Annotated in this window: 18 protein-coding genes; 8 read left to right on the top strand and 10 right to left on the bottom strand. The window is 69.3% G+C overall.

Annotated elements, in window-relative coordinates:
* The 4 genes from ACSQ2H_RS21450 to ACSQ2H_RS21435 form a co-directional block, all read right to left on the bottom strand.
* Positions 1-873 carry a class I SAM-dependent methyltransferase gene (locus tag ACSQ2H_RS21450; RefSeq protein ID WP_436063390.1) on the bottom strand — a complete coding sequence of 291 codons (873 nt, stop codon included), beginning with the start codon at positions 871-873 and terminating at the stop codon, positions 1-3.
* Between the two features lie 99 nt (positions 874-972).
* Positions 973-3,207, bottom strand: coding sequence for a TonB-dependent receptor (locus ACSQ2H_RS21445; RefSeq protein WP_436063389.1), 2,235 nt, complete (start codon positions 3,205-3,207; stop codon positions 973-975).
* Positions 3,208-3,346: 139 nt separating this feature from the next.
* A complete protein-coding gene (locus ACSQ2H_RS21440; RefSeq protein WP_436063388.1) occupies positions 3,347-3,844 on the bottom strand; it encodes a DUF2267 domain-containing protein in 498 nt (165 codons plus the stop codon).
* A gap of 82 nt (positions 3,845-3,926) precedes the next feature.
* The gene (locus ACSQ2H_RS21435; protein WP_436063387.1) at positions 3,927-5,750 is read right to left on the bottom strand and encodes a flavin-containing monooxygenase; all 1,824 of its coding nucleotides are present in this window, start codon (positions 5,748-5,750) and stop codon (positions 3,927-3,929) included.
* A gap of 149 nt (positions 5,751-5,899) precedes the next feature.
* Here ACSQ2H_RS21435 and ACSQ2H_RS21430 point away from each other — a divergent pair, with 149 nt between their 5' ends.
* The 6 genes from ACSQ2H_RS21430 (at position 5,900) to ACSQ2H_RS21405 (ending at position 13,693) form a co-directional block, all read left to right on the top strand.
* Positions 5,900-6,889, top strand: a complete 990-nt coding sequence (locus ACSQ2H_RS21430; RefSeq protein WP_436063386.1) for an AraC family transcriptional regulator ligand-binding domain-containing protein — start codon at positions 5,900-5,902, stop codon at positions 6,887-6,889.
* A gap of 67 nt (positions 6,890-6,956) precedes the next feature.
* The gene (locus ACSQ2H_RS21425; protein WP_436063385.1) at positions 6,957-7,418 is read left to right on the top strand and encodes a hypothetical protein; all 462 of its coding nucleotides are present in this window, start codon (positions 6,957-6,959) and stop codon (positions 7,416-7,418) included.
* A gap of 105 nt (positions 7,419-7,523) precedes the next feature.
* Entirely contained in the window at positions 7,524-9,677 is a 2,154-nt protein-coding gene (locus ACSQ2H_RS21420; protein ID WP_436063384.1) for a TonB-dependent receptor, read from the top strand.
* Positions 9,677-10,777, top strand: a complete 1,101-nt coding sequence (locus ACSQ2H_RS21415; RefSeq protein WP_436063383.1) for a PepSY-associated TM helix domain-containing protein — start codon at positions 9,677-9,679, stop codon at positions 10,775-10,777. The genes ACSQ2H_RS21420 and ACSQ2H_RS21415 overlap by 1 nt, the downstream gene beginning before the upstream one ends.
* A gap of 102 nt (positions 10,778-10,879) precedes the next feature.
* The gene (locus tag ACSQ2H_RS21410; RefSeq protein WP_436063382.1) at positions 10,880-12,457 is read left to right on the top strand and encodes a carboxylesterase/lipase family protein; all 1,578 of its coding nucleotides are present in this window, start codon (positions 10,880-10,882) and stop codon (positions 12,455-12,457) included.
* A gap of 72 nt (positions 12,458-12,529) precedes the next feature.
* Complete coding sequence (locus tag ACSQ2H_RS21405) at positions 12,530-13,693, top strand: MFS transporter (RefSeq protein ID WP_436063381.1); 1,164 nt, start codon at positions 12,530-12,532, stop codon at positions 13,691-13,693.
* Positions 13,694-13,759: 66 nt separating this feature from the next.
* On the opposite strand, the gene ACSQ2H_RS21400 is transcribed toward ACSQ2H_RS21405, so the two are convergent.
* The 4 genes from ACSQ2H_RS21400 to recF all read right to left on the bottom strand — a co-directional run bounded on the left by ACSQ2H_RS21400 (position 13,760) and on the right by recF (position 18,857).
* On the bottom strand, positions 13,760-14,503 hold the full coding sequence (locus ACSQ2H_RS21400) for a hypothetical protein (RefSeq protein ID WP_436063380.1): 744 nt from the start codon (positions 14,501-14,503) through the stop codon (positions 13,760-13,762).
* A gap of 48 nt (positions 14,504-14,551) precedes the next feature.
* Positions 14,552-15,049, bottom strand: coding sequence for a hypothetical protein (locus ACSQ2H_RS21395; RefSeq protein WP_436063379.1), 498 nt, complete (start codon positions 15,047-15,049; stop codon positions 14,552-14,554).
* 227 nt (positions 15,050-15,276) lie between these two features.
* Positions 15,277-17,718 (bottom strand): DNA topoisomerase (ATP-hydrolyzing) subunit B, encoded by a 2,442-nt coding sequence (gene gyrB / locus ACSQ2H_RS21390; RefSeq protein ID WP_436063378.1) that lies wholly within the window; start codon positions 17,716-17,718, stop codon positions 15,277-15,279.
* Positions 17,715-18,857, bottom strand: a complete 1,143-nt coding sequence (recF, locus tag ACSQ2H_RS21385) for a DNA replication/repair protein RecF (protein WP_436063377.1) — start codon at positions 18,855-18,857, stop codon at positions 17,715-17,717. Before recF ends, gyrB begins: the two co-directional genes overlap by 4 nt.
* A 92-nt stretch (positions 18,858-18,949) precedes the next feature.
* Between recF and ACSQ2H_RS21380 the strand changes: the two genes are divergently transcribed.
* Both ACSQ2H_RS21380 and ACSQ2H_RS21375 read left to right on the top strand, forming a co-directional pair.
* On the top strand, positions 18,950-20,518 hold the full coding sequence (locus ACSQ2H_RS21380; RefSeq protein ID WP_436063376.1) for a TonB family protein: 1,569 nt from the start codon (positions 18,950-18,952) through the stop codon (positions 20,516-20,518).
* 11 nt (positions 20,519-20,529) lie between these two features.
* The gene (locus tag ACSQ2H_RS21375; RefSeq protein ID WP_436063375.1) at positions 20,530-22,128 is read left to right on the top strand and encodes a TonB family protein; all 1,599 of its coding nucleotides are present in this window, start codon (positions 20,530-20,532) and stop codon (positions 22,126-22,128) included.
* Positions 22,129-22,137: 9 nt separating this feature from the next.
* On the opposite strand, the gene dnaN is transcribed toward ACSQ2H_RS21375, so the two are convergent.
* The gene (dnaN, locus tag ACSQ2H_RS21370; RefSeq protein ID WP_436063374.1) at positions 22,138-23,256 is read right to left on the bottom strand and encodes a DNA polymerase III subunit beta; all 1,119 of its coding nucleotides are present in this window, start codon (positions 23,254-23,256) and stop codon (positions 22,138-22,140) included.
* A gap of 130 nt (positions 23,257-23,386) precedes the next feature.
* Positions 23,387-24,334 carry a retroviral-like aspartic protease family protein gene (locus ACSQ2H_RS21365; RefSeq protein WP_436063373.1) on the bottom strand — a complete coding sequence of 316 codons (948 nt, stop codon included), beginning with the start codon at positions 24,332-24,334 and terminating at the stop codon, positions 23,387-23,389.
* Between the last annotated feature and the right edge of the window lie 153 nt (positions 24,335-24,487).

Here is a 24,487-nt window from a genome sequence, read left to right as displayed (position 1 = left end):
CTAGACCGGCCGGGCGTAGGCGGTCTGGTTGCGGCCGACGCCGGCCCGCGCGCAGCCGCGCCGGAACTCGACGACCGCCTCCAGCGACCGATCGCGCCACAGGCCCATCTCGAAGGCGACGCGGGTGAAGTGGCAGTTCCGGCCCTTGCTGCGGTCGCGCATGTAGCCGGTGTCCGGATTGAGCAGGAAGATGTCGATCGGGAACTCGCCCAGGTGCTCGACCACCTCCCAGCCGTGGGCGGCCAGGGCGCGGGGCAGGGTGTCGGTGTTGAAGTAGTTCAGGTGGTCGGGGGCGGCGATCCAGAACTGCGGGTCGGCGAGGCCGCGGCCGACGATCTGGTCCTGCAGCCACGACCCGTCGTTGGGCACCGCGACGCGCAGCAGGCCGCCCGGCGCGACGATGGCGCGCAGCCGCTGCAGCAGGCCCATCGGGTCGATGACGTGTTCGAGCACGTTGTTGCAGATCACCAGGTCGTAGACCTCGCCCTTGGCGATCTCTTCGTCGAGCAGGGCGAAGGCGTCGCCCAGCATCAGGTGCTGCGCCAGGTGCGGATGGAACTCGCGCACGCCGTCGTCGGTGAAGTCCAGGCCCTTAGCCTGCCAGCCGCGGTTCAGAAAGTAGTCGAGGGTGAAGCCTTCGCCGACTCCGACCTCGAGCATGCGGCCCGGCGCGCGGCCCCAGACCAGCTCGGTCTCGGCCGGCTGCAGCAGCTTGTGCTCGAGTTCCTCGGCCGTGTAGCCGTGGGCGTAGGGCGTGCGCCCGTCGGTCGCGCCGAAATACTTGTCGCGATAGTAGGCGGCGAGTTCGTCCGGCGTCGGGCGCGGTTCGATCTCGTAATAGCCCTCGGGCCGTTCGACCAGTTTGAGGCTCAAGGCAACGCTCCCACTTCGACGCGCCATCTGCCCCTGAGCGTAGTTAAGGCTCCGTCAATCGGGATGCGGCGAGGGGTCGCCCCCTCGCCGTCGCCTGCCTTAGAACCGGGTCTTCAGCTCCACGCCGATGGTGCGCGGGTCGTTCACGAAGCCGGTCAGGTTGTTGAAGTCGAGGCCGCCTTCCAGGCTCTCGTCGTCGGTGATGTTGCGGCCGAACACGGCGGCGTCCCACTTGCCGTCGGCGGTGACGTAGCCCAGCCGCAGGCCGCCCTCGAGCAGCTTGTCGTCGGTGAACTCGACCGAGCGGTAGAGGAAGAAGTTGATCTTCGAGCGATAGGCCCAGTCGGTGTAGGCGTAGAACTCGCCGTCGCGGAACGGGATCGCGTAGCGGGCGGTGATGTTGGCGATCCAGCGCGGGGCGTTGGGCAGGCTGTTGCCGTCGACCAGCACCGTGCCGGGGGCGCCGGCCGGATCGAGCACGGTGCAGGGCGCGCCGCACGGCTGGATGGCCAGGTTCGGATCCTGGATCTCGGTGTGGCTGTAGGACAGGCCCGCGGTCAGCAGCAGATGCTCGATCGGGTTGGCTTCGCCGTTGAACTCGAACCCGTAGCCCTCGGCGTGCTCGGCGTTGACCAGGCGGTTGAAGTTGGCGCCGCCGCCGACCGCGGTCAGCTGCATGTCGTCGACCTTGTAGTAGTAGACCGAGGCGTCGACCCGGGCCCGGCGGTCGAACAGGTCGGCCTTGAAGCCGGCCTCGTAGGACATCAGCGTCTCGGTGTCGGCGACCGAGATGGTCGAGCCGAACAGCAGGCGGCCCTGGATCGACGGGGCGCGGTAGCCCTTGGCGATACGGGCGTAGATGTTGACGTCGTCGTTCACCGCATAGGTGGCGTTGAGGTTGAAGCTGACGTCGTCGCTTTCCGGATCGGCGGCCAGGATCGGGGTCGGCGGGATGCCGATCGGCGACAGCGTCTGCTGCGCGATGAAGTCCTTCTTGTCGTTGGAATAGCGGATGCCGCCGCCGATCGTCAGCTGGTCGGTGAGCCTGTAGTCGGCGTTGGCGAACAGCGCCCAGGCCTTGGTCTTCTGGTGCTGGTAGGCGAAGCCGTTGCGGGCGCCGCCCGCCAGGGTGTCGAAGTTGATGCTGTCGATCTTCAGGTCTTCGAAGAAGTAGAAGGCGCCGAGCGTGTAGTTCACCCCGGCGTAGTCGCCGGCCAGCCGGAACTCCTGGCTCCACTGGGCGTGATAGGGCACGCCGTCGGCGCTCTCGGCCGTGAACGGGATCAGGCCCGGGCCCGAAGGCGGCGCGAACACCGCGCCGAAGCCGCCGTCGACGTCGCCGCGCGAGTAGGCGGTCACGTGCTCGTAGGCGGTGATCGAGGTCAGGGTCGGCCCCTCTTCGCCGAAGTCGTAGGTCAGCTTCGCATTGACGCCCGAGCCCTCCATGGTCTGGCCGGTGCGCGGCTGGGCGTCCTGGTAGATCTTCTCGCGGTCGAAGCCGGAGACGAAGTCGTTGGTCCCCTGCTGGATGATGTTGGCGCGGAAGATCTGCGGCGAGCCGTCGAGCTTGGTGTAGTGGGCGTTCAGCAGGGCGCTGAAGGACTCGTTCGGCGTGAACAGAAGTTGGCCGCGGAAGGCGCTCTGGTCGTAGCCGCCGGTGACGTCGTTCTTGCCGGTGAAGCCGTTATCGATCCAGTCGTCGCGGTGCATGTAGATGCCCGACAGGCGGCCGGCCAGCACCCCGTCGATGATCGGGCCGGAGACCGCGCCCTGCAGGTTGATGGTGCCGAAGGTGGCGTAGGAGGCCTGGGCGTAGCCGCCGAAGGTCTGGCTCGGCTTGACCGAGTCGAACTTCAGCACCCCGGCCGGCGTGTTGCGGCCGAACAGCGTGCCCTGCGGTCCGCGCAGCGCCTCGACCTGCTCGATGTCGAACAGCGGGAAGCTCTTCAGCACCGGGTTCTCCATCACCACCTCGTCGTAGACGAAGGAGACCGGCTGCGAGGCGTTGAAGTCGAAATCGGTGTTGCCGAGGCCGCGGATGTAGGGCCGCGGGAAGATCCGCGCGTAGCTGGATTCCAGCGTCACGTTCGGGATGCGGGCCGAGAACACCCGGATGTCGCCGCCGGACGACTGGATCACGTCCAGCTTCTCGGCCGAGATGGCGGTGACCGAGACCGGAACGTCGTTGAGGTTTTCCGAGCGCTTCTGGGCGGTGACGACGACTTCGCCGAGCTCGGTTTCCTGGGCGAGGGCCTGGGCTGGGGCGAGGAACGCCAGACCGGCGGCGGCGGCCAGCGCAGCGTGCGCGGCCTTGTTCAAGAAACGCGTACGCATGGTCATTGGCTGGATCCCCCAAACAGCGATTTGCCTGCGTTTTAGGGGGCTTAGGAGAGTCGCGAAAGCGCAACCCAAGCGTCATCCATACGACACGCGTCGCCTGTGGCGCCGGCGCCTCGCATTGAGGCGGATGCGCCTAGATGCCGGTCGCCATGGCCGCGGCCGCCTGGGCGGCCTTCTCCGGACGGCGACGCGGCGGGGTGTCGGCCGGCGCGCTCCACAGCGGGCGCAGGGCCTTGGGCAGGTTGGCGCGCACCTTCTCGACCTGGCCGGGGGCAAGGTGACGGGAGAGCACGCGGCAGACCGCCTCGATCGCGCGGCGCGGATCGATGCTGTGGGCGTCGGTCAGCCAGTCGCCGACGTCGGCGACGAACTCATCGACACTGCTGCAGCGGTTCGGCTGCTTGGCCGGCTGGTACTGGTCGTAATAGACGCCGCGGATCATCAGCGGCAGCTGTGAACCCAGGTGGGCCGACAGGTCCACGGGCAGGCGGTCGCGCAGTTTGTGCAGCACGACGCTAAGCACTTTCCAGGCCGCGTGCCGGTCGACGTCCAGCTCTTCGGACAGCTCCTTGAGCCAAGCGTTGGTCGTGTGCAGCGTCCTGTCGAAGACGTCCAGACCGTTGACGCTCATGGCAGCCTCCTTCGATGGCGGACGATCAGCCAACCGTCCGCCGCCAAGGCCGGTTCCAGCCCGCGCGCGTTCGTGATCCTCGCTAGAGCGCGCGGGTCTCCAGGCCGTCGAGAGCCCCGGCCGCGCGCCAGTCTTCGAGCAGCTTCACGAAGGCGGTCGGGCCCTTGCCGTACGAGCCGTTGCGGGCGGCCAGCGCCGAGGGCTGGCCCTCGTTGTTGTAGTAGCCGGGGGTGCACTCCTCGGCGAACTTGGCGCGCTGCAGGGCAGAGTCGACGATCGTCTGAACCCAGGCGTCCTCGGCCGCCTGCGAGGCCTCGACTCGGCCGATCCCGCGCTCGGCGCAGGTCGCCAGGATGTAGCCGATGTGACGGGCCTGCTCGTTGAGCATGTGCGGGTAGTTCACCGTGAAGCCGGACTGGCTGTTGCTCATGATGAAGCAGTTGGGGAAGTCGCGGCTGTGCATGCCGTGCAGGGTCGAGACCCCGCCGTCCCACTTGCCGGTCAGGGTGAGCCCGCCGGCGCCGACCACCTCGTAGCCGGCCCGCCGCGCGTAGGAGGTGCCGACCTCGAAGCCGGTGGCGAAGATCAGGCAGTCGAGCTCGTACTCGACCCCGTCCACCACCACGCCGTTCTCGGTGATCTGTTGAACGCCGCGGCCTTGCGTATCGACCAGGGTGACGTTCGGGCGGTTGAAGGTCGCCAGGTATTCGTCGTGGAAGCAGGGGCGCTTGCAGAACTGGTTGTAATAGGGCTTCAGCGCCTCGGCGGTGGCGGGATCGCTGATCACCGAGTCCACCCGGCCGCGGATCTGCTCCATCTTCTGGAAGTCGGCCAGCTGCACCAGCTCGCCAGGGTCCTTCAGCCCGGCCGCAGCGTTGTTGTTGCGCGCGATCATGCCGAGGTTGCGGATGATGTCGGTCCAGCCGTCGTTGACCAGGTCCTCTTCCGCAAAGCCGCCGCTGACCAGGATGTTGAAGTTGTCCATCCGCGCCTGCTGCCAGCCTGGCGTCAGGCCGGCGGCCCAGTCGGAGTCGGTCGGGCGGTTGTTGCGCACGTCGATCGACGAGGGGGTGCGCTGGAAGACGAAGAGCTCGCCGGCCCCGGCGCCCAGGTGCGGCACGCACTGCACGGCCGTCGCCCCGGTGCCGATGATGCCGATCCGCTTGCCGGCCAGGCCCGTGAGCCCGCCGTTCGAGTCGCCGCCGGTGTAGTCGTAGTCCCAGCGGCTGGTGTGGAAGGTGTGGCCCTTGAAGCTGTCGACCCCGGGGATGCCGGGCAGCTTGGGGCGATGCAGCGGGCCATTGGCCATGACGACGAAACGCGCCCGCATGGCGTCGCCGCGGTTGGTGGTGATGGTCCAGCGGCCGGCGGCCTCGTCCCAGCTCATGCCGGTGACTTCGGTCTGCAGGCAGGCGTTGGAATAGAGGTCGTACTTCTCGGCGATCGACCGGCTGTGAGCCAGGATCTCCGGCGCGCGGGTGTACTTCTCGACCGGCATGTAGCCGGTCTCCTCCAGCAGCGGCAGGTAGACGTAGCTTTCGACGTCGCAGGCCGCGCCCGGATAGCGGTTCCAGTACCAGGTGCCGCCGAAGTCGCCGCCCTTCTCGATGACGCGCAGGTCCTTGACCCCGGCCTCGCGCAGCCGGGCGGCGGCCAGCAGGCCGCCGAAGCCGCCGCCGATCACCACCACCTCGACCTCGTCGGTGAGCGGGGCGCGGGTGAACCCGGGCTCGACATAGGGGTCGTCCAGATAGTGGGCGAAGTCGCCCGTGACCTCGACGTACTGCTCGTTGCCGTCGACCCGCAGGCGCTTGTCGCGCTCGGCCCGGTACTTCTCGCGCAGCTTCACCGGGTCGAAGCCCAGTCCCGTGGTCGCCGCGTCCGCGATTTCCGCTGAATCCGCCATCGATACCTCCCGAAACATACCGCTTTATCCAATTTGGGTTCCCCTGGCGGAAGGCAAGCGGAAGCCGTCGACGACGACGTGACAGCGCGCGCCGGAAAGTTGATGTTGCGCGCCAAGGAAGGCCGCCTTGCCTGGCGGGTGAGGACGACATGTCAGCGCTGACCATCGCTTCGGTCTGGATCAACGCGGTGCTCGACGGCCTGGTCCGCGAGGGCCTCGAGCGAGGCGCTCTGACCCACGGACTGCGCGGGGTGGTCGATGGCCGCGTGCCGGACGCCGGTCAGATCGAGGTCAGCCTGGCGCGGCGGATCTGGCGGCGGGCGCGGGCGCTCAGCGACGATCCGTTGCTGGGACTGAAGGTCGGTTCGCGGCTGCCGGTCCAGGCCGCCAATGTGGTCAGCGTGGTGCGGGCCCATAGCCAGACCTTCGAGGAATCGCTGCGCCACATGGCGCGCTATCAGGTGCTGCTCAGCGACAGCGGCCGGTTCGTCCCGACCGCGCGGGACGGCGGCCTGCGGCTGACCTACGAGCCGAGCAAGGCGGCGGTGGGCATCGACCCCTTGCAGATCGACTCGGTGGTGGCGGCTGCGGCGGGGCGCCGGCCGCATCCTGTGCTGGTGCAGCTGGTCGGGCGGGCCGAGGCCGATCCGGCCCCGTTCGCGGCCCTGCTCGGCTGCCCGGTGCGGATGGGCGCGGCGCAGGCGACGATCGACTTCGACGCCGCGGCCCTGGCCGCGCCGATCCCCGGCGCCGACCCGGCGCTACGCGACCTCAACCTGGCCTATGCCGAATCCCTGCTGGCCGGCCGGCGGCGGATGGACGGCCTGTGTCAGAACGTGCGCGCGGCGATCGGCAAGCTGGGGCCGGGTGCGGCGGACGTCGCCTCGGTCGCCGCCGAGGTCGGCTGCTCGCCGCGCACCCTGCAGCGGCGGCTGGCCGAAGCGGGAGCAAGCTTCAAGGCGTTGCTCGAGGGCTACCGGATGGAGGAGGCGCTGATCCTGCTGGTCGAATCCCAGGCCAGTATCGCCCAGGTCAGCCGGCTGCTCGGGTATTCCGAGACCAGCGCCTTCTCGCGCGCGGTCTCGCATTGGTGGGGCGCCTCGCCGCGCGCCCTGCGGCAGGCGCGTCCGCTGCGCTAGGGGTTGCGGTGCGGGCGTCCTGCGCTTCAGGGTTGCCGAACGGCGATCTGCGAGGTCAACTGCCGACATGGCGTGGTCGCATCGACAGGGCTTTCTGGAGTCGTGGCCTGGGCAGGTCGTCAACCTGGCTGGGCTGATGCTGGTCATCGTCGCGGTGCCGGCGCTCTCAATCTACGAGACCTGGTCCGAGCAGGCGGCCATGCGCCGGGCCTGGAACATCGCCGGCCCGGCCTGCCCGGCGGTGGAGGCCTCTCCGACCTTCTTCGGCGCCAAGGGCCCAAAGGGTTTCGAGTATGGCGACATCCGCTTCGAGCGCCGCTATGGCCACGTCAGCTGCGTGGCCCCGGCCAAGCGCGGCATGGTCGGAGGCGAGGTCTACCGCGTCTGCCAGTTCACGGCCCCGGCGGCGCTGGCGGTGACGGCGGACGGCCGCACGAGCTTCTACAAGACCGGTGTCGGCCAGCGCGCCACGGTCACGATCCGCGACGGTCAGGTCAGCTGCGTGCTCGGCGGCTGGTTCTCCGGCTGAGCCCCGCGACACGACGTCCGGACGTTTCCCGCATAAGTCTGTTGAGAGTAAGTCGCAGTCGCCGCTATAGAGCGCGCTTCAATCAGTATGCGTGTCGGGGACTGCATGACGAATTTCGGCGGGGCGCGGATCGCGCGCGGAAGCCTGTTGGTCGCTGGCGCGAGCCTGCTGGCCCTCAGCATAGCGGGCGCGGCCCAGGCGCAGGACTCCGGCCCCACGGATGTGTCCGAGCTGGTGATCACCGCCGCGCGCACGACGCTGCCGGCCAGCGCCTTGCCGATGACGGTCGACGTGATCGACTCCACGACCTTGTCGCAGCAGGTGGCGATCAGCGGTTCGATCGTCGATGCGGTGTCGTCGCTGTCGCCGTCGTTCTCACCGACGCGCCAGAAGCTGTCCGGCAGCGGCGAGACCCTGCGCGGCCGCTCGCCGCTGTTCGCGATCAACGGCATTCCGCAGTCGACCCCAATCCGCGACGGCTCGCGCGACGGCTTCACCATCGACGCCTTCTTCATCGACCACGTCGAGCTGATCTACGGCTCGAACGCCTTGCAGGGCATCGGCGCCACCGGCGGCGTGGTCAACCAGGTGACGGTCGGGCCGCCGAAGGAAGACGGCCTGTCGGGTCGCGTCCTGGTCCAGGGCAGCACCGACGCGCGCGCCCATGGCGACGGTCTCGGCTGGAAGACCGCCGGCCTCGGCGCCTGGCGCAGCGGCGCCTTCGACGCCACCGTGGGCCTCGCGTACGAGGCGCGCGGCGCCTTCTATGACGGGCGCGGAAACCGCATCGCCGTCGACAACACCCAGGGCGAAATCCAGGACTCGACCAGCACCTCGATCTTCGGCCGGTTCGGCTGGCAGATCGACGAGAGCCTGCGTCTCGACCTGATCGCCAACCGCTTCGAGCTGAAGGGCGACGGCGATTATGTGATCGTGGCCGGCGACCGCACGAAGAACCGCGCGGCCACTTCGATGCGCGGCACGGCGGAAGGCCGTACGGCCGCCAACAAGGTGGAGACCGTGTCTCTGGCCCTGACCGACGACGACCTCTGGGGCGGCGACCTGAACGCCCAGCTGTTCTACAACCGCTCGCGCGACACCTTCGGCGGCGATCGCAGCGCCACCTTCCAGGACGTGCGCCTGGCTCCGCTGGGGACGCTGTTCGAGCAGTCCTCCAATGAATCGGAAAAGCTGGGCGCCCGCGCCAGCTACGAGCGCGAAGTGCCGTTCGTGCCCGGCCTGAACGCGACCTTGGGCCTCGACACGCTGCGTGACGAGACCGCGCAGTCGCTGATCGTCACCAACCGCGTCTGGGTGCCGCCGACCGAGTTCCGCAGCGTCGCGCCGTTCGTGCAGGCCAACCTCGCCCTGTTCGGCGACAAGGTGCACTTGGCCGGGGGCGCCCGCTATGAGTCGGTGACCCTCAAGGTCGGCGACTACACCACCCTGGCGACCTACGGTTCGCGCGCGGTCGGCGGCGGCGAGCCGAGCTTCGACGCCACCCTGGTCAATGGCGGGATCGTCGTGAACCCGATCGAGGGCCTGCGCCTCTACGCCAGCTACGCCGAAGGCTACACCGTGCCGGACGTCGGGCGCATCCTGCGGGCGGTCAACCGCGACGGCGTGGATGTCGACAGCTTCCTCGACATCAGCCCGGTGATTTCCGACAACCAGGAAATCGGGGCCGAGTGGAAGTCCGGCCCGATCGAGGCCAGCGCCGCCTACTTCTGGTCCAAGTCCAAGGTTGGTCAGCTGCTGGTGCTCAACCCCGCCACCGGCGTCTATGACGTGCAGCGCCAACGGGTCGAGATCGAGGGCCTTGAGCTGAACGTCACCGCCCGGACCCCGGTCCCCGGCGTCAGCGTCAACGCCGGCTACGCCAAGCTGAAGGGCCGCGCCGACAGCAACGGCGACGGCAGCGTCGATATCGACCTGGACGGCGCCAACATCTCGCCCGATCGCTTCAACTTCGCGCTGATCTATCAGCAGGGCCCGCTGGCCGCCCGGCTGCAGAGCCAGTCCTATCTGGAGCGCAGCTTCGACGGCGCTGATCCGCGCAACAGCTTCAACGGCTATACGCTGGTCGACGCCTCGGTCCGCTATCAGGCAGGGTTCGGGGACGTGATCTTCAGCGTGCAGAACCTGATGGACGAATACTATCTGAGCTACGCCTCCGACACGAGCAACCCGACCGACAACCTGCGCAACTTCGCGGGCCGCGGGCGGGTCTTCACGCTCGGCCTGGAGCGCAAGTTCTGATGCCGACTCTGAGGCTCCTGCACCGGTGGGCCGGAGGCCTGATCGGCCTCTTCCTGGCGGTGCTCGGCCTCTCGGGGGCGCTGCTGGTCCACAAGGACGCCTTTCTGCGCGCCACCCTGCCGCACGCCACCGACGTGCAGAACCAGGACACGGCGGCGGTCGCGGCGACCGTGGAGAAGCTCTTCTCGGGGCCGGACGCGCCGCGCTCCATCGTGCTGGCGAGCGAGCGGGTGGGGCTGCACCAGCTGAGCTATGTCGACAGGGCGCGCGGCGCCTATGTCGACCAGAGCGGCGAGATGGTCGCGGCCTGGTCGTCCAAGTGGGAGCGGCCGGAGGTCTGGCTGTTCGACCTGCACCATCACCTGCTGGCCGCCGACACCGGCAAGATGGCGGCGGGGATCATGGCGCTGGTCGGCTTGGGCTTCGTGGTGACCGGCGTGATCCTCTGGTGGCCGGCGCGGCGGCTGTTCGCCCTGCGCGCCTGGCCGGCGAACATGAGCCGCAACGCCGTGGTGCGGCAGCACCGCGACCTCGGCGTGGTGACCGCGCCGCTGCTGTTCGTGTCGATGCTGACCGGGGTGATGATGACCCTGCCGGCGGTCGAGGACGTGCTGTTGGCCCCGTTCTCCAGCCCTGCGGTCATGGCCGCGGCGCAGAAGCCGCCCCAGATCGAAGGCGGCCCGAAGGCGGCCGATATCGACTACGGCGCCCTGCTGGCGACGGCGCGGGCGAAGTATCCCGACGCGGAGTTGCGGATCATCACCCTGCCGACCAAGCCGGGCGGGCTGATTTCGCTACGGGTGCGCCAGCAGGCCGAGTGGCTGCCCAACGGCCGCACCATGTTCTGGTTCGATCCGGCCAACGGGCGGTTGGTCCAGAGCCGCGACGCCCTGACCCAGCCGCTGGGCGTGCGGATCGCCAACGCCGAGTACCCGATCCATGCGGCCAAGGTCGGCGGCTTGCCCTATCGGCTGGTGATGACGGCGTCGGGCCTGACCCTGGCGCTGCTCGGTTCGCTGGCGGTGTGGAGTTTCTGGGCCGGGCCGAAGACCCAGAAGCGCAAGCGGCCCAAGGGTGTCCCCGCCGCCAAGGCCGCCTGAAAGCATTTTCGATCATCTACGATCATAAATGATCTCGATTTCATCGCGCGGTGCTATAGCATCGCCGCGAACAGCGCCGGGTGGCGGGCGTGGAGGAAATCGATGACATCTGGAAATCGCCTGGCGGCGGCCCTCGTGGCGGCCCTGCTCGTCGGCGCCTGCGCCCAGCCGGCGATGAGCCAGTCCCCGCCCTCAGCCGGCGTGCCGGTCGAGACCCAGATCGACAGCGGAACCCTGCGCGGCCGCGAGGCGGACGGTATCAAGTCGTTCAAGGGTATCCCCTACGCCGCTCCGCCGGTCGGCGAGTTGCGCTGGCGCGCCCCGGCCGCGCCGACTGCCTGGAGCGGCGTGCGCGAAGCTGACCAATATGGATCGGACTGCGTCCAGAACCGCGTGTCCTGGGACAAGACCCAGTCGGCTCAGCCGACCAGCGAGGACTGCCTGACACTGAACGTCTGGGCCCCGGCCGCCGCCAAGAAGGCGCCGGTGATGGTCTGGATCCACGGCGGCGGCTTCGTCATGGGCTCGGGCAGCCAGCCGATCTTCGACGGGGCCAAGCTGGCGGGCCGAGACGTCGTGGTGGTGACCTTCAACTACCGGCTCGGCCGGTTCGGCTTCTTCGCCCATCCGGCCCTGACCCGGGAGGCGGCCGGCGCGGCGACGGGCAACTTCGCCTTCATGGACCAGGTGGCGGCGCTCGAATGGGTGAAGCGCAACATCGCCGCGTTCGGCGGCGACCCCGGCAACGTGACGATCTTCGGCGAGTCGGCGGGCGGCGGCTCGGTCAACCAGCTGATGCTGGCCCAGCCGGCCCGGGGCCTGTTCCACAAGGCGATCGCCCAGTCCGGCGGCGGCCGCGACGTGCTGCCGCTGCTGTCGGCCGAGCGGGCCGGCAAGCCGTCGGCCGAGGCGGTGGGCCTGGCCTTCGCGGCCAAGGCCGGGGTGAAGGGCGAGGACCTGGCGGCCCTGCGGGCGCTGAGCGCCGACAAGCTCCGCGGCAAGCTCGATCTGCTCAACCAGGAGAACGACACCTATTCCGGGCCGATGATCGACGGGGTGCTGGTGACCGGCGACGTCGCGGCCGGCTTCGCGGCTGGACGCCAGGCCAAGGTTCCCTATCTGGTCGGGGCCAACAGCGACGAGCTGGGCTTCCTGCCGGGATTCCTGCGCGGACCGATGGCGGCCAAGACCCTGAAGGAGATCGGCGCCGGCGACGAAATCCAGGCGGCCTACGGCTCGAAGTCCGCGCTCGACGCGCAGCTGACCAGCGACGTCACCTTCGTCGAGCCGGCGCGCCACCTGGCCGGCGTTCAGGCCGCGAGCGGCGCGCCGACCTGGCTCTACAGCTTCGGCTATGTGCCCGAGGCCAAGCGCAAGTCGCAAAAGGGCGCGGGTCATGCGACCGAACTCGCCTTCGTGTTCGGCGACCTGGCGGCGGCGGGCGACATCGATGCGACTCCCGCCGACGAGGCCGCCGCGCGGCTGGTCGGCGATTACTGGACCGCCTTCGCGCGCAGCGGCGATCCGAACGGCGGCGGCCGGCCGGTCTGGCCCGCCTATGCCCGCGCCGCCGATGAGCGCCTGTTTATCGGCAATGACGGCGCGGCGGCGTCAAAGGCCGGCACGGCGGCGCTCGACGCGCTCGGCGCGCATCAGGACAGGCGGGCCGCCGAACGGTAAAGCGACGGGTTCGACGAACATCGCTCGCAAATGTCTGGCGGGCGGTATGCTGGCGCGGCTAAGCTCGGCCGCATGAATCCGCGTATTTTCGTTCTGACCATGGTGACGTTCGCGTTCGGGTCAGGCGCCTTCATCTTCGCTGGTCTGCTGGAGACCCTGGCCGCCGACCTTGGCGTGACGACCGCCGTGGCCGGCCAGCTGCAGACGGTGTTCGTGCTGACCTCCGCGGTGCTCGGGCCGGTCGCCGCGTGGCTGTTTGCGAGGGTCGACCGCAAGGTCATGGTGATCGTGGGCCTCAGCCTTGGCCTGCTGCTGCACATCGCATGCGCCCTGACGCCCAACTTCGAGGCGCTGATGGTGCTGCGGGCGCTGGCCGGCCTGGCCGGCGCGATGTCGGGTCCGGCCGCCAGCGTAGCGGCCGCTTCGCTGGCTCCGCCCGAGCGGCGCGGCTCGGCCCTGGCCATGGTTTCGGGCGGCATGACCCTGGCCTTCGTGATCGGCATTCCGATCGGCAGCGTCGTCGGCGACCTGTTCGGTTGGCGGGCGACCTTTCTGACCGCGGCGACGCTGTCGGCCATCGCCCTGGTCGGGGTGCTGTTCTTCCTGCCGCGGGTGCCGGCGCCGCCGAAGCGCGCCGGGGGAACGCTGGACCTGCCGGCGATCTGGCCGCTCTACCTGACCACCTTCCTGGCCTTCGCCGCCAACATGACGCTGAACCTCTACATCGCGCCGATCGTGCGGGTCGGGGCGGGCGTCACCGGCGCGGGGGTGGGCGCCTTCCAGTCGATGATCGGCTTTGGCTCCATCCTCGGCCTGTGGCTGGGCGCGCGGGCGGCCAACCGTGATCTCGGGCGCAGCTGGATCCTGATCGGCTTTGCGATCCAGGCGACGGCCATGACCATCCATTTCGCGGCCACGCACCAGGTCGCCCCGGCCGGCTGGCCGAGCGCGACGCTGGTGGCGCTCGGCATCTTCGTGGCGGCCACGGCGCTGTTCTCGATCACCCCGGTGATCCAGGCGCGGCTGATCTCGATGACCGAGGGTGCGCCGGTGGCGCTGGCCCTCAACGGCTCGGTGATCTCGGTCGGCCAGGCGCTGGGCTCGGCCATGGGCGGGCTGGCTCTGGCGAGCTACGGCGTGCCGGCGATCCCGGCGGTGGCCCTGGCCATGTCGCTGGCGGCGCTGATGACCCTGGCCTTCGTGTTCCCAAGGCCGCGGCCGGCCGCCGCGGAGTAGCCGTAGGATCCATCGCGGCTTGCGGTAAGGAAGCCGGAGGGGCGAGCCCCTCCGGCAGTGATTGGCCTAGTGCCTCAGTTCGCGGGCGCCGGCCATTCGCCGGGCCCGGCCCCGACGCACGGCCTTTTGACCGACGAGGAAGCGCACCAGTTGGCGATCATCGTCGTCATCCTCGACGCCTTCGCCCTCGTCCTCGTCTCTGCGCTCGCTGAGCACGTGGGCCAGGACCAGTCGGCGCAGACGCCGCCGGCGCCTGGCGCCGCCGACCAGGACTTGAGCCAGACGCCGATCCTCATCGCCGCCTTCCTCGTCCTCGATACCCTCGTCCTCATCTTCTTCGCCGCGTTGACGGAGCATCTGGGCGAGCACTAGGCGACGCAGACGCCGCTTGCGCGCGGCCCCGCCGACCAGGAGGCGGGCGAGATTATGATCCTCGTCGTCGCTTTCCTCATCTTCGATGCCCTCGCCCTCGTCTTCGTCGCCTCGTTGACGGAGCATCTGGGCGAGCACCAGGCGCCGAAGTCGGCGCTTGCGCACGGCGCCGCCGACCAGGAGGCGGGCGAGGCGCTGGTCTTCGCCGCCGCCTTCATCTTCGTCGATGCCTTCATCCTCGTCGTCGGCTTCGGCGCCACGCTTGTCGCTGATGAGACGGGCGATCAGCAGCCGCCGCATGCGCTTGCGGCCTCGTATCTTGCCGCCGGCGAGCAGGCGGGCGATGTCGTCGGTGTCTCTGCCATTGCCGTCATAAGTCGTGTCAAACGTCATCGAGTGCTCCTCGTGTGTTTGCTGGTAGGCCGCGTCGAACGGCACGCTGGCCGGACGGCGCGGTTCGCTTCATCCCCGACTTGACGTGGGTGACTAGTGGTCGACGCCGGTGTCCGAGGCCCGGTCGCGGCTCGCGGCTCGCTCGATCAGTGTTCCCACGATCGCGGGGCTCAAGACATCGAACTGGGTTAGGCGCTTGGCGGCGCTTTCGGCGATTAGGGAACGCAACAGCATCCGCGACAGCTCGGCGTCCTCTTCGGACTCCGGAGTTTCTTCGCCCCGGGCCTGCTGGCCCAGAACGCAGGCGACGCCAGCCTCGAACGCCCGTTCAACGATGTCTCGCAATGTCGCCTCAGGCTTCAGCTCGGAGAGGCGGGTGCGCTCTTCATCGGAAAGCGCCCGTCTATCGCCGGAGGCGTCCATGCTCTCGACGCTGATCACCCGTCCCGTGCCAGGGTCGACGTTGATGGATAGGAGCGGCGCGACCGCCTGTTCGGACGATCCGGCGGAGGCTTTTTTCCTGCCCGTCGTGGCTGACGATTCCGCGGCGAAAGATGGGTGTTCGTCGATTGGGGACACGGTGACCTCCATGCCTTTCCCCCGTAGTTCAGTAGGCTACGCGCCCGGCGCGAGGCAGTCTCCTAGGTTCATTGCCCACGGGTAGACCCCCCCGCCCACCGCAGGGGGCGGGCGCATCGATCGAGACCCATCGAAGGTCGCGCCGTAGGGATGACAACGTGTTCGATCAGGCGGGCGGCGGCCAGAGCCAACCGCCATCACCGCGAAGCTAGGTTTCTGGGCCGAGCCGGACGCGGGCCCTAGACGTCGACCTCGGCGTCCAGGGCGTTTTCCTGGATGAACTCGCGACGCGGCTCGACCAGGTCGCCCATCAGGCGGGTGAACATGTCGTCGGCGTCGTCGGCGTGGGTCACCTTGACCTGCAGCAGGGTGCGGGCGTCGGCGTCGAGCGTCGTCTCCCACAGCTGGTCGGGGTTCATCTCGCCCAGGCCCTTGTAGCGCTGGATCGACAGACCGCGACGGCCCGCTTCCATCACCGCATTGAACAGGTCCAGCGGACCGCGGACGGTTGCGGTCTTGTCCTTGCGGGTGAAGGTGGCGACGCCGTCGAAGGTCTCGGCCATCGCCGCGGCGCGTTCGGACAGGCGCCGTGCGTCGGCGGCGTGCAGCAGCAGGTCGTCGAGCACGATGCGTTCGGACACGCCGCGCTTGATCCGCGAGAACACGTAGCCGCCGGTGGCGGCCTTCTCGCCGCTCCAGCTGCCGTCGCCTTCCTCGGCGTAGAGGTCCATCCGCTTGGCGGCCTTGTCCAGGTCGCCGCCGTCTTCGGCCAGCAGGCCGGCGATGGCCGCCTGCTCGATGGCGAAGGCGGGCGCGCGCGAGGACAGCCGCTCGACATTGGCCTTGGCGCCGCGGGCGCTCTGGACCAGGGCGAGCAGGTCGGCGCCGATCAGGCGTTCGCCGCTCGACAGGTCGAGGGCCGCGCCGTCGACGCCTTCGTCGATCAGGTAGTTCTCAAGCTCGGAATCGTCCTTCAGGTACCGCGACTGGCGGCTCTTGGTCGCCTTATAGAGCGGCGGCTGGGCGATATAGAGATAGCCGCGCTCGATCACCTCCGGCATCTGCCGGTAGAAGAAGGTCAGCAGCAGGGTCCGGATGTGGGCGCCGTCGACGTCGGCGTCCGTCATGATGACGATCTTGTGGTAGCGCAGCTTGTCGATGTTGAAGTCGTCGCGGCCGATGCCGGCGCCCAGCGCCGTGATCAGGGTGCCGATCTGGTCGGACGACAGCATCTTGTCGAAGCGGGCGCGCTCGACGTTCAGGATCTTGCCGCGCAGCGGCAGGATGGCCTGGTTCTCGCGGTTACGGGCCTGCTTGGCCGAGCCGCCGGCGGAGTCGCCCTCGACCAGGAAGACTTCGGACTTGGCCGGATCCTTCTCGGAGCAGTCGGCGAGCTTGCCGGGCAGCGAGGTGATGTCGAGCGCCGACTTGCGGCGGGTCAGTTCGCGGGCCTTGCGGGCCGCTTCGCGCGCGGCCGCGGCCTCAGCGATCTTCTGGACGATCAGCTTGGCTTCGTTCGGATGTTCCTCGAACCAGGTGCTGACGCCTTCCGACACCAGGCTTTCGACGGCCGGGCGCACTTCCGAGGAGACCAGCTTGTCCTTGGTCTGCGACGAGAACTTCGGGTCGGGCACCTTGACCGAGAGCACGCAGGTCAGGCCTTCGCGGGCGTCCTCGCCCGACAGCGAGACCTTCTCGCGCTTTGTCGCGCCCGAGCTCTCGGCATAGCCGGTGACGATGCGGGTCAGGGCAGAACGGAACGCCGCCAGGTGGGTGCCGCCGTCCTTCTGCGGGATGTTGTTCGTGAAGCAGAGGACGTTCTCGTGGTAGCCGTCGTTCCACCAGAGCGACAGGTCCAGCTCGACATTGTCCTTCTTGCCGCGGACCACGATCGGGGTCTTCAGCAGCGGCGTCTTGGCCTTGTCCAGGTGGCGCACGAACGCCTCGATGCCGCCCTCGTAGTGCAGCAGCTCGACGAAGGGCTCGGCCTCGCGGTTGTCCTTCAGCCAGATGGTCACGCCGGAGTTCAGGAACGCCAGCTCGCGCAGGCGGTGCTCCAGCGTCTTGCGGTCGTATACGATGAACGCGAAGGTCTCGGTCGAGGCCATGAAGGTGACCTCGGTGCCCGACAGGAACTCGCCGTTCTCGCGCAGCGGCGCGTCGCCGGTGACGACCAGCGGCGAGACCGCGTCGCCGCGGCGGAACTCCATCTCGTAGGCCTTGCCGCCGCGATAGATCTTCAGGCGCAGCCAGTCCGACAGCGCGTTCACCACCGAGACGCCGACGCCGTGCAGACCGCCGGAGACCTTGTAGGAGTTCTGGTCGAACTTACCGCCGGCGTGCAGCTGGGTCATGATGACCTCGGCCGCCGAGACGCCTTCGCCCTCGTGGATGTCGGTGGGGATGCCGCGGCCGTCGTCGGTGACCGTCACCGAGCCGTCGGCGTTCAGGATCACCTCGACGCGGCTGGCGTAGCCGGCCAGGGTCTCGTCGATGGCGTTGTCGACCACCTCGTAGACCATGTGGTGCAGGCCCGAGCCGTCATCGGTGTCGCCAATGTACATGCCGGGGCGCTTGCGCACCGCGTCCAGGCCCTTCAGGACCTTGATGGACTCCGCGCCGTACTCGGCTTGCCCATTGGACTCGGGGCCGTTGGATTCGCCTTGGGTTTCGTCGGTCATACCGTATCCAGAATCGCCAGGTTCGAGCCGTCCACATGGACGCCCTGGGCCCGGCCCTTCAAATCCTCGAAGAGATGCTCGTCCGTGCCGGTCAGGAACGCCTGCAGCCTGAGCGCCTCGATTTCGTCGAAGAGCGCGGCCCGTCGGCGACGGTCCAGATGCGCTGCGACTTCATCCAGCAACAATATAGGGTTTGGAGCCGATTCTGCACGCGAAAGACGCGCCGCCTGGCCCAAAACCAGGTTCAGAATCAGGGCTTTCTGCTCGCCGGTCGAGCATTCTGCCGCGGGACGGTCCTTTTCGGCGTGGATCACCGCCAGATCGCCGCGGTGCGGGCCGGTCAGGGCCCGGCCGGCGGCGGCGTCGCGATCTCGCGCCGCGGCCAGGGCGCGGCTCAGCCGGGCCTCGATTTCCTCGCTCTCGACGCCTTCGCCGGCCATCCGCTCCCAGTCGCCGGTCAGCGACAGCCGAGCTTGCGGGAAAGGGCGGTCGCCGCGGCTGTCGATCTCGGCCTGCAGCGCCGCCAAGGTGCGGGCGCGGGCCTGGGCCATCAGGGCGCCGGCCTCGGCCATCCGGGCCTCGAGCGCGGTCAGCCAGGCGGCGTCGGCGGGCCCGTCGGTCAGCAGCCGCATCCGTTCGCGCTGCGACTTCTCGTAGGCGCTGGCGTGGGCGGCGTGGCCTGGCTCGGCGGCGAACACCAGCCGGTCGAAGAACCGCCGGCGGTCGCCCGCGCCCTCCAGGAAAAGGCGGTCCTGGGCGGGCGTCAGCCAGACCTGGCGCTGGTGGTCGGACAGCCGGCCGGGCGGGACGGGTTCGCCCTCCAGCCGCACCGTGCGCCGCGCCGCGCCGGGGGTCTCGACGCCCGTGCCGAGCCGCACCGGCTCGCCGTCCTCGTCGATCACCGCAGCCACCGCCCAGGCGCGGCCCTGGGCCTCCCCGGGCTGGCGGCGGCCAAGCTCCGCGCCGGTCGCATTGCGCAGGCCGCGGCCGGGGGTGAACAGGCTGACCGCCTCCAGGAAGTTGGTCTTGCCGGCCCCGTTCGGACCGACCAGGAACACCGGCCGCCCGTCGAGGGCGAGCTCGGCCCGCTCGTAGGAGCGGAAGTCCGTCAGCGTCAGGCGGGTGAAGGCGGTGGTCACCGCGGCGTCATAGCGGGTTTCGCGGCCGGGGGCGAAGGCTTGAGCGCGCGGCCGGTTCGGCTAGGCTACGCGCGAGGGTTGCGGGGGTGACGATGGGGCGGGGTTGGGTTTGCGCGGCGGCGCTGTGCGCGCTGGCGTGGGGCGGGACGGCGCTCGCCGGGCCGCGTCCTTCGGTTGTGACCAACCCTGACTGGTTGGCGCAGCCCGGCCGAGACGACGTCGCAGCGCATTATCCCAAGGCGGCGATGGCGCTGAAGATCACCGGACGCGCGGTCGTCGCCTGCATCGTCGATTCGTACGGCAAGCTGGAGAACTGCCAGCAGGAGCGCGCTGAGCCGGCGGGGCTGGGCTTTGGTGAGGCGGCGCTGGTCCTGAGCGACCTGTTCCGCATGAAGCCGAAGACCGTGGACGGCCAGCCGGTCGCGGGCGGCGCTGTGCGGATTCCGATCCGCTTCATCCTGCCGCGTGAGGAGCCCGCGCCGGCGCCGGTCGTCAAGGCGACGCCGCAGGCGCTGGCGGCGGCGGGCAAGCTGGTGGCCGTGCTCGATCTGGAGGCCCAGTTCGCACCGACTCTCGAGGCGACGTTCGACGAGGCGGACCTGGCGAGCCCAGGCGTCGACGCCGCGACGATCGACGCCGCGCGGGCGGCTCTGCGGGAGGCCTTGCCGGTGGTGAAGGGCGGCCTCTCGGCGCTGACCATCGAGACCTATGCGGAATTGTTCACGGCTGATGAGCTGCGGGCGATCGCGGCCTTCATGGCGACGCCTGCTGGAAAGATATTCTCGGGCGACGCGGTCGATAATGCGGCGCTTGAGGAGGCCATGATCGACGGCGTGTTCGGGGTGATCGGCCAGGCCCGTGCGGAGTTCTGCGCAGCCCGCAATTGCGATTCGACGCCGACCCCCGCCGACTTGCGGGTGTTGAACGAAGCGGCGGTGACCATCGCGGCGCCGGAATGGGTCGAAGAACCGACCGACGACCAGGCGTGGGCCATCTATCCGGGCGTCGCGAAAATTCTCGGGATCGGGGGCTGGGGGCAACTCAAGTGCAGGGTTGATCCCATGGGCCTGCTCGAGAACTGCGCCGTGACGATGGAGCGTCCTACGGGGTTGGGGTTCGGTGAGGCGGCGATGTCGTTGGCGCCGCGCTTTCGCCTGGCCCCCAGGCTGATGGTTCAGGGCGCTGCGGGCGAGACGGTGGCCTTCGCCGCGCCGTTTTTCGCCTCGCCGCGGCCCGAGCGCGTCGAGGGCGCCGCGCGCAAGCCGCCTTCGGACTTCGCGCGGCGGCTTGCGGCCGAGGACGCCGGCGTCGCACGCGAGCTGGGACGTTCCACCATGGTCGGCCTGTTGACCGCCGAAGGCATGGCGCCCTCGCCCCCCGCTGCGACGGCGGAGGCCGAGGCGGCGCTGATCAGCGCATTCGAGGCCTGGCTTCCGTCGCTGCTCGACCTGCATGCGGCGAGCTACGACACGGCTTTCACCAGCGAGCAGCTGCGGCAGGTGCTGGCCTTTCGGCGCAGCCCGGCCGGCCGCGCGTGGGTCGAGCGGCAGCCCGCCGCCGCGGCCGCGGTCGCCGCTCGGTTCGCAACCTTGGCCGAGGCCGCCGCGATGCAGGCGCGCAAGACGTTCTGCGAGAAGCGGCAGTGCGAGTTCGGAACTTGAGGGGCGCCGGCTTGGCGCGCCAAATCGGCGCGGTGTTTCTCGGCGGCCTGATGTTCGCCTGTTGTGCGGCGCCCGGCCTGGCGCAAGACCAAGGTCGGGTCGCCGAGCCCGAATGGGCCATGCTGCCGTCGGGCGCAGACTTTGCGGAGGCTTTCCCCGCCGTGGCGATGGCCCTGGATCTGGAAGGCTTCGCCCGGATTGACTGCCACGTCGATGCGAATGGCGTGCTCGGTCGCTGCCGAGTCCTCGAGGAAAGCCCTGCGGGGTTGGGCTTCGGGCAGGCCGCAAAGTCCATGGCCGCCAAGTTCAAGATGAAACCGAAGCGGGTCGACGGCGTGGCTGTCGCCGGCGGCGAGGTCGCGATTCCGATCCGGTTCCGGTTGCCGCAGGAAACCCCGCTTCCCCCGCTGCCGAAAGCGCCGGACGCCGAGCGTCTGGCCCTGGCGCGCCGGCTGGCCGACGTCCAAGGCGCGTCCGGCACGCGGCAGGCCGCGGTCGCCGGCAAGCTCGCGCAGCTGCGGACGCGGTCCCGCGGCGTCGCCGAGCCCGCGGTTCTGGACGCGGCGATCGCGGCGCTCAATGAGGCGGGCCAAGCCTCGAGCGCAGAGGACATTGAAGGCGTCGCGCAAGTGTACGCCCTGGCCTACAGCGCCGACGAGCTTCGGCTTCACCTGGCGTTCCATGACAGCGACGCCGGACGGGCGCTGGCCGCCTACTGGCCGCAGACCCTGGAGGCGCGGCGCAGACTGCAGCGGTCAGGAGCAGGGCAGGTCCGCGACCTCTCACGCACGATCTTCTGCGCGTCCTATGACTGTCGGCCCGAGCCGGACTTCCCGTCGGGCCGCGCGCCGTCGGGCGGGGCCGGGATGATCTATGAGCCGGTTTGGGCGCAGCAGCCGGACCGGACCCAGACCTCCGCGGCCTATCCGGTCATACCAACGGGGCTGGGCCTGGACGGTTGGGCGGGGCTGGTGTGCGACGCCGACCCTGACGGGCTGCTGAGCAAGTGCCGCGTGGAGGCCGAGTCTCCGGCGGGCCTGGGGTTCGGCGCCGCCGCCCTCTCGCTTGCCGGGCGCTATCGTCTCTCGCGGTCGGCGCATACCGGCGCAGAGCGGCAGGTCTGGTTGGCCATGCCGTTCCGATCGCCGTGGGCTCCGACGCCAAGCGCGGACTATCCGGGCCTCAGCGGGGCGCGTCTGCAGTTGGCGCGCGAGGCGGTCTTGCTCGAGAACGGCGGGTTCTCTGCGGTCGAAGCGGACGCCGATTGGGCCGCGACGCGTCGCGAGGCAGAGGCGCAGGGCGTCGCCGCCGCCACGATCGACGCGGCGCGGGCGGCCAAGCTCGAAGCCAGGGCCAAGGTCTACGATCTCCGCGTCGAGGCGATGGCCGGGCTGTTGGGCCAGCATCTCGACGAGGCGCAGCTCAAGGTGCTGGTCGCCTATCGCCGGACCGAGGCCTATCAGCAGGAGTCGCGACGACTCATGGCCCACAAGGACGCGATGGCGCTGACCGATGCGGCGTCGAAGCGGCGGGTGGCGGCGAGGGCGCAGGCCTTGTTCTGCAACGCCCACGCCTGCGAGGCCCGGCCGGCGCCAGCCGCCGGCCGCTAGCGCTGCGGGTCAGACCCGCAGCGGCATCAGCACGTACTGGACGTCGGCGTCGACGGGGTCGATCACCAGGGCCGGGTCGTTCGGGCCGCCGAAGCGGAACTCGGCGATCTCGCCGGCGATCTGGTCGGTGACGTCGAGCAGATAGCGGGCGTTGAACGACAGCTCGAAGGCCTCGCCGTCGTACTCGACCTCGAGCTCCTCGACGGCCTGCCCGGCTTCCATGTTGCGGACCGTCAGGATGATCTTGCCGGGCTCGATGGCCATGCGCACCGAGCGGCTCTTCTCGGCCGAGATGGTGGCGACGCGGTCGACCGCCTTGGCGAACAGCTTGTTGTCGACCAGCATGATGCGGTCGTTGCCCTGCGGGATCACGCGGCTGTAGTCGGGGAACGAGCCGTCGATGACCTTGGAGGTCAGGGCCGCGCCGTTGAAGTCCAGGCGGATCTTCTGCGGGCTGACCTGCAGGTCGACGTTCTCGCCGGCGTCCTCAAGCAGACGGCGGGCCTCGCCGATGGTCTTGCGCGGGACGATGACGCCGGGGGTTCCGGCCGATCCCTCGGGGGCGATCATCTCGGCCAGGGCCAGGCGGTGGCCGTCGGTGGCCACGGCGCGCAGCTTCTGGACGCCGTTGTCGACCACCGTGTGGAGGTAGAGGCCGTTCAGGTAATAGCGGGTCTCTTCGGTCGAGATCGCGAAACGGGTCTTGTCGATCAGCCGGATCAGGTCGCCGACGTCGACGCCGACGCGGCTGGAGAGACCGTCCGAGGACATCACCGGGAAGTCGCCGGCCGGCAGCACCGGCAGGTTGAACCGCGAGCGGCCGGCGGCCACGGTCAGGCGCGGGTCCTCGCCGGTGAACGACAGCGAGACGTCCGCGCCCTCGGGCAGCTTGCGGACGATCTCGTAGAGGGTGTGGGCCGGGGCCGTGATCTGGCCCGGCTGATCGACCTGGGCCAGGGCCTCGTCGATGATCTCCATGTCGAGGTCGGTGGCCGAGAAGGTCAGCCGGTCGCGTTCCGCCGACAACAGGACGTTCGACAGGATCGGGATGGTGTTCCGGCGCTCGACCGCGCTCTGCACATGCCCCAGCGCCTTCATGAGCGCCGCCCGTTCAATCGTAAGCTTCATTTTCCGGTCCGAATCTCTCCAAGCGCCGACGCAGGCCGCGCCGCCGCCCCCTGTGCTGGAGGGACCTGCGACATTAGCCGAAATGCGGCCGGGTTAAAGGGGGGCAACCATTCTGAACGGGGGAAACCGTTCAGGCGTTGGCGATGTCGAAGCGCACGGCCGATCGGCCGAAGTCGACCGAGACGGTTTCGAACTGGGTCAGAAGGTCGATCCCGATCATGATCGTCGGGGTCTCGTGAAGGTCCCAGAGCTTGAAGATCGGCATGTCCGAAAACACCACCGGGACGTTGCCCAGGTTGAGTCCGCCGAGGCGGATGAAGGGCAGGTAGAGCTGCTCGCCGCTGAACCGCTCGCCGGCGATGGAGATCAGTCCGACATGGCTGGCGCGCTGGGCGGCGGTCGGGTCGAGCCGCATGATCAGCCGCCGGAGCGCCGCGTTGCCGAGCGAGAACTGCGAGCCGGAATCGATCATCGCGCTGATCGAGCGGCCGCTGATGTCGGCGTCGACGATGGTCAGCTGGCCGGACTTGCGGCGGGCCGGCACCACGACCTTGCCCTTGGCGCTGGCTTCCTGCTTGGACTTGGTGATTTCCAAGGTGTTGCCGGCGAATCCCATGACCAGCCGCTGGCCCTTCAGCCAGTCGATCCCGAGCACGCCGTCGATGTCGAAGGACGACATCGGCAGGACCGGCGCCTGGACCTTCTTACGCACGCGGGTGCCGATTTCGAGCCGGTCGAGCACCACGCTGGGGCGGCCGCGGCTGCCGACGACGGTGTACACCTGCAGCTCGCGGCCAGCCGGCAGGGCGAGCTTTCCGGCCAGCTCGGCCGACACGCAGGAGACGTTGGCGCCGGTGTCGACCATGAAGCGATAGGGGCCCAGGCCGTTGATCGTCACCGGGGCGGTGATGTGCTCGAACAGCTCCCGGGTGATGGCGATCGAGGTGGGTTCATCGTCAGGTTCTGCGGCCGGCGCCTCAGGAACCTGCCCGAAGGCGGGCGGGGCGGTGAACAGCAGACCGCCGGCGGCGGCGAGCCTGCCGAGCGCGAGGCGGCGAGTCTGTGACCCGACCAGCACGTTTTGCTCCCTGATGTTCCGGCGAAGCCTACGCCCGATGCGGGAAACCGTCAATTATTCCAGGGGGTTGGTGATGACCAGGGGTTGCGCTCGCGCGGCCGATGCTCGCGGCTTCGCCGGACGTCGCGGCCTCGACCCGAAAAGGCGCCGATC

Source organism: Phenylobacterium sp. LjRoot97 (genome assembly GCF_964254345.1).
In the GTDB taxonomy this organism is placed as follows: domain Bacteria; phylum Pseudomonadota; class Alphaproteobacteria; order Caulobacterales; family Caulobacteraceae; genus Phenylobacterium.
This window is presented reverse-complemented; position numbering and strand designations above follow the sequence as displayed.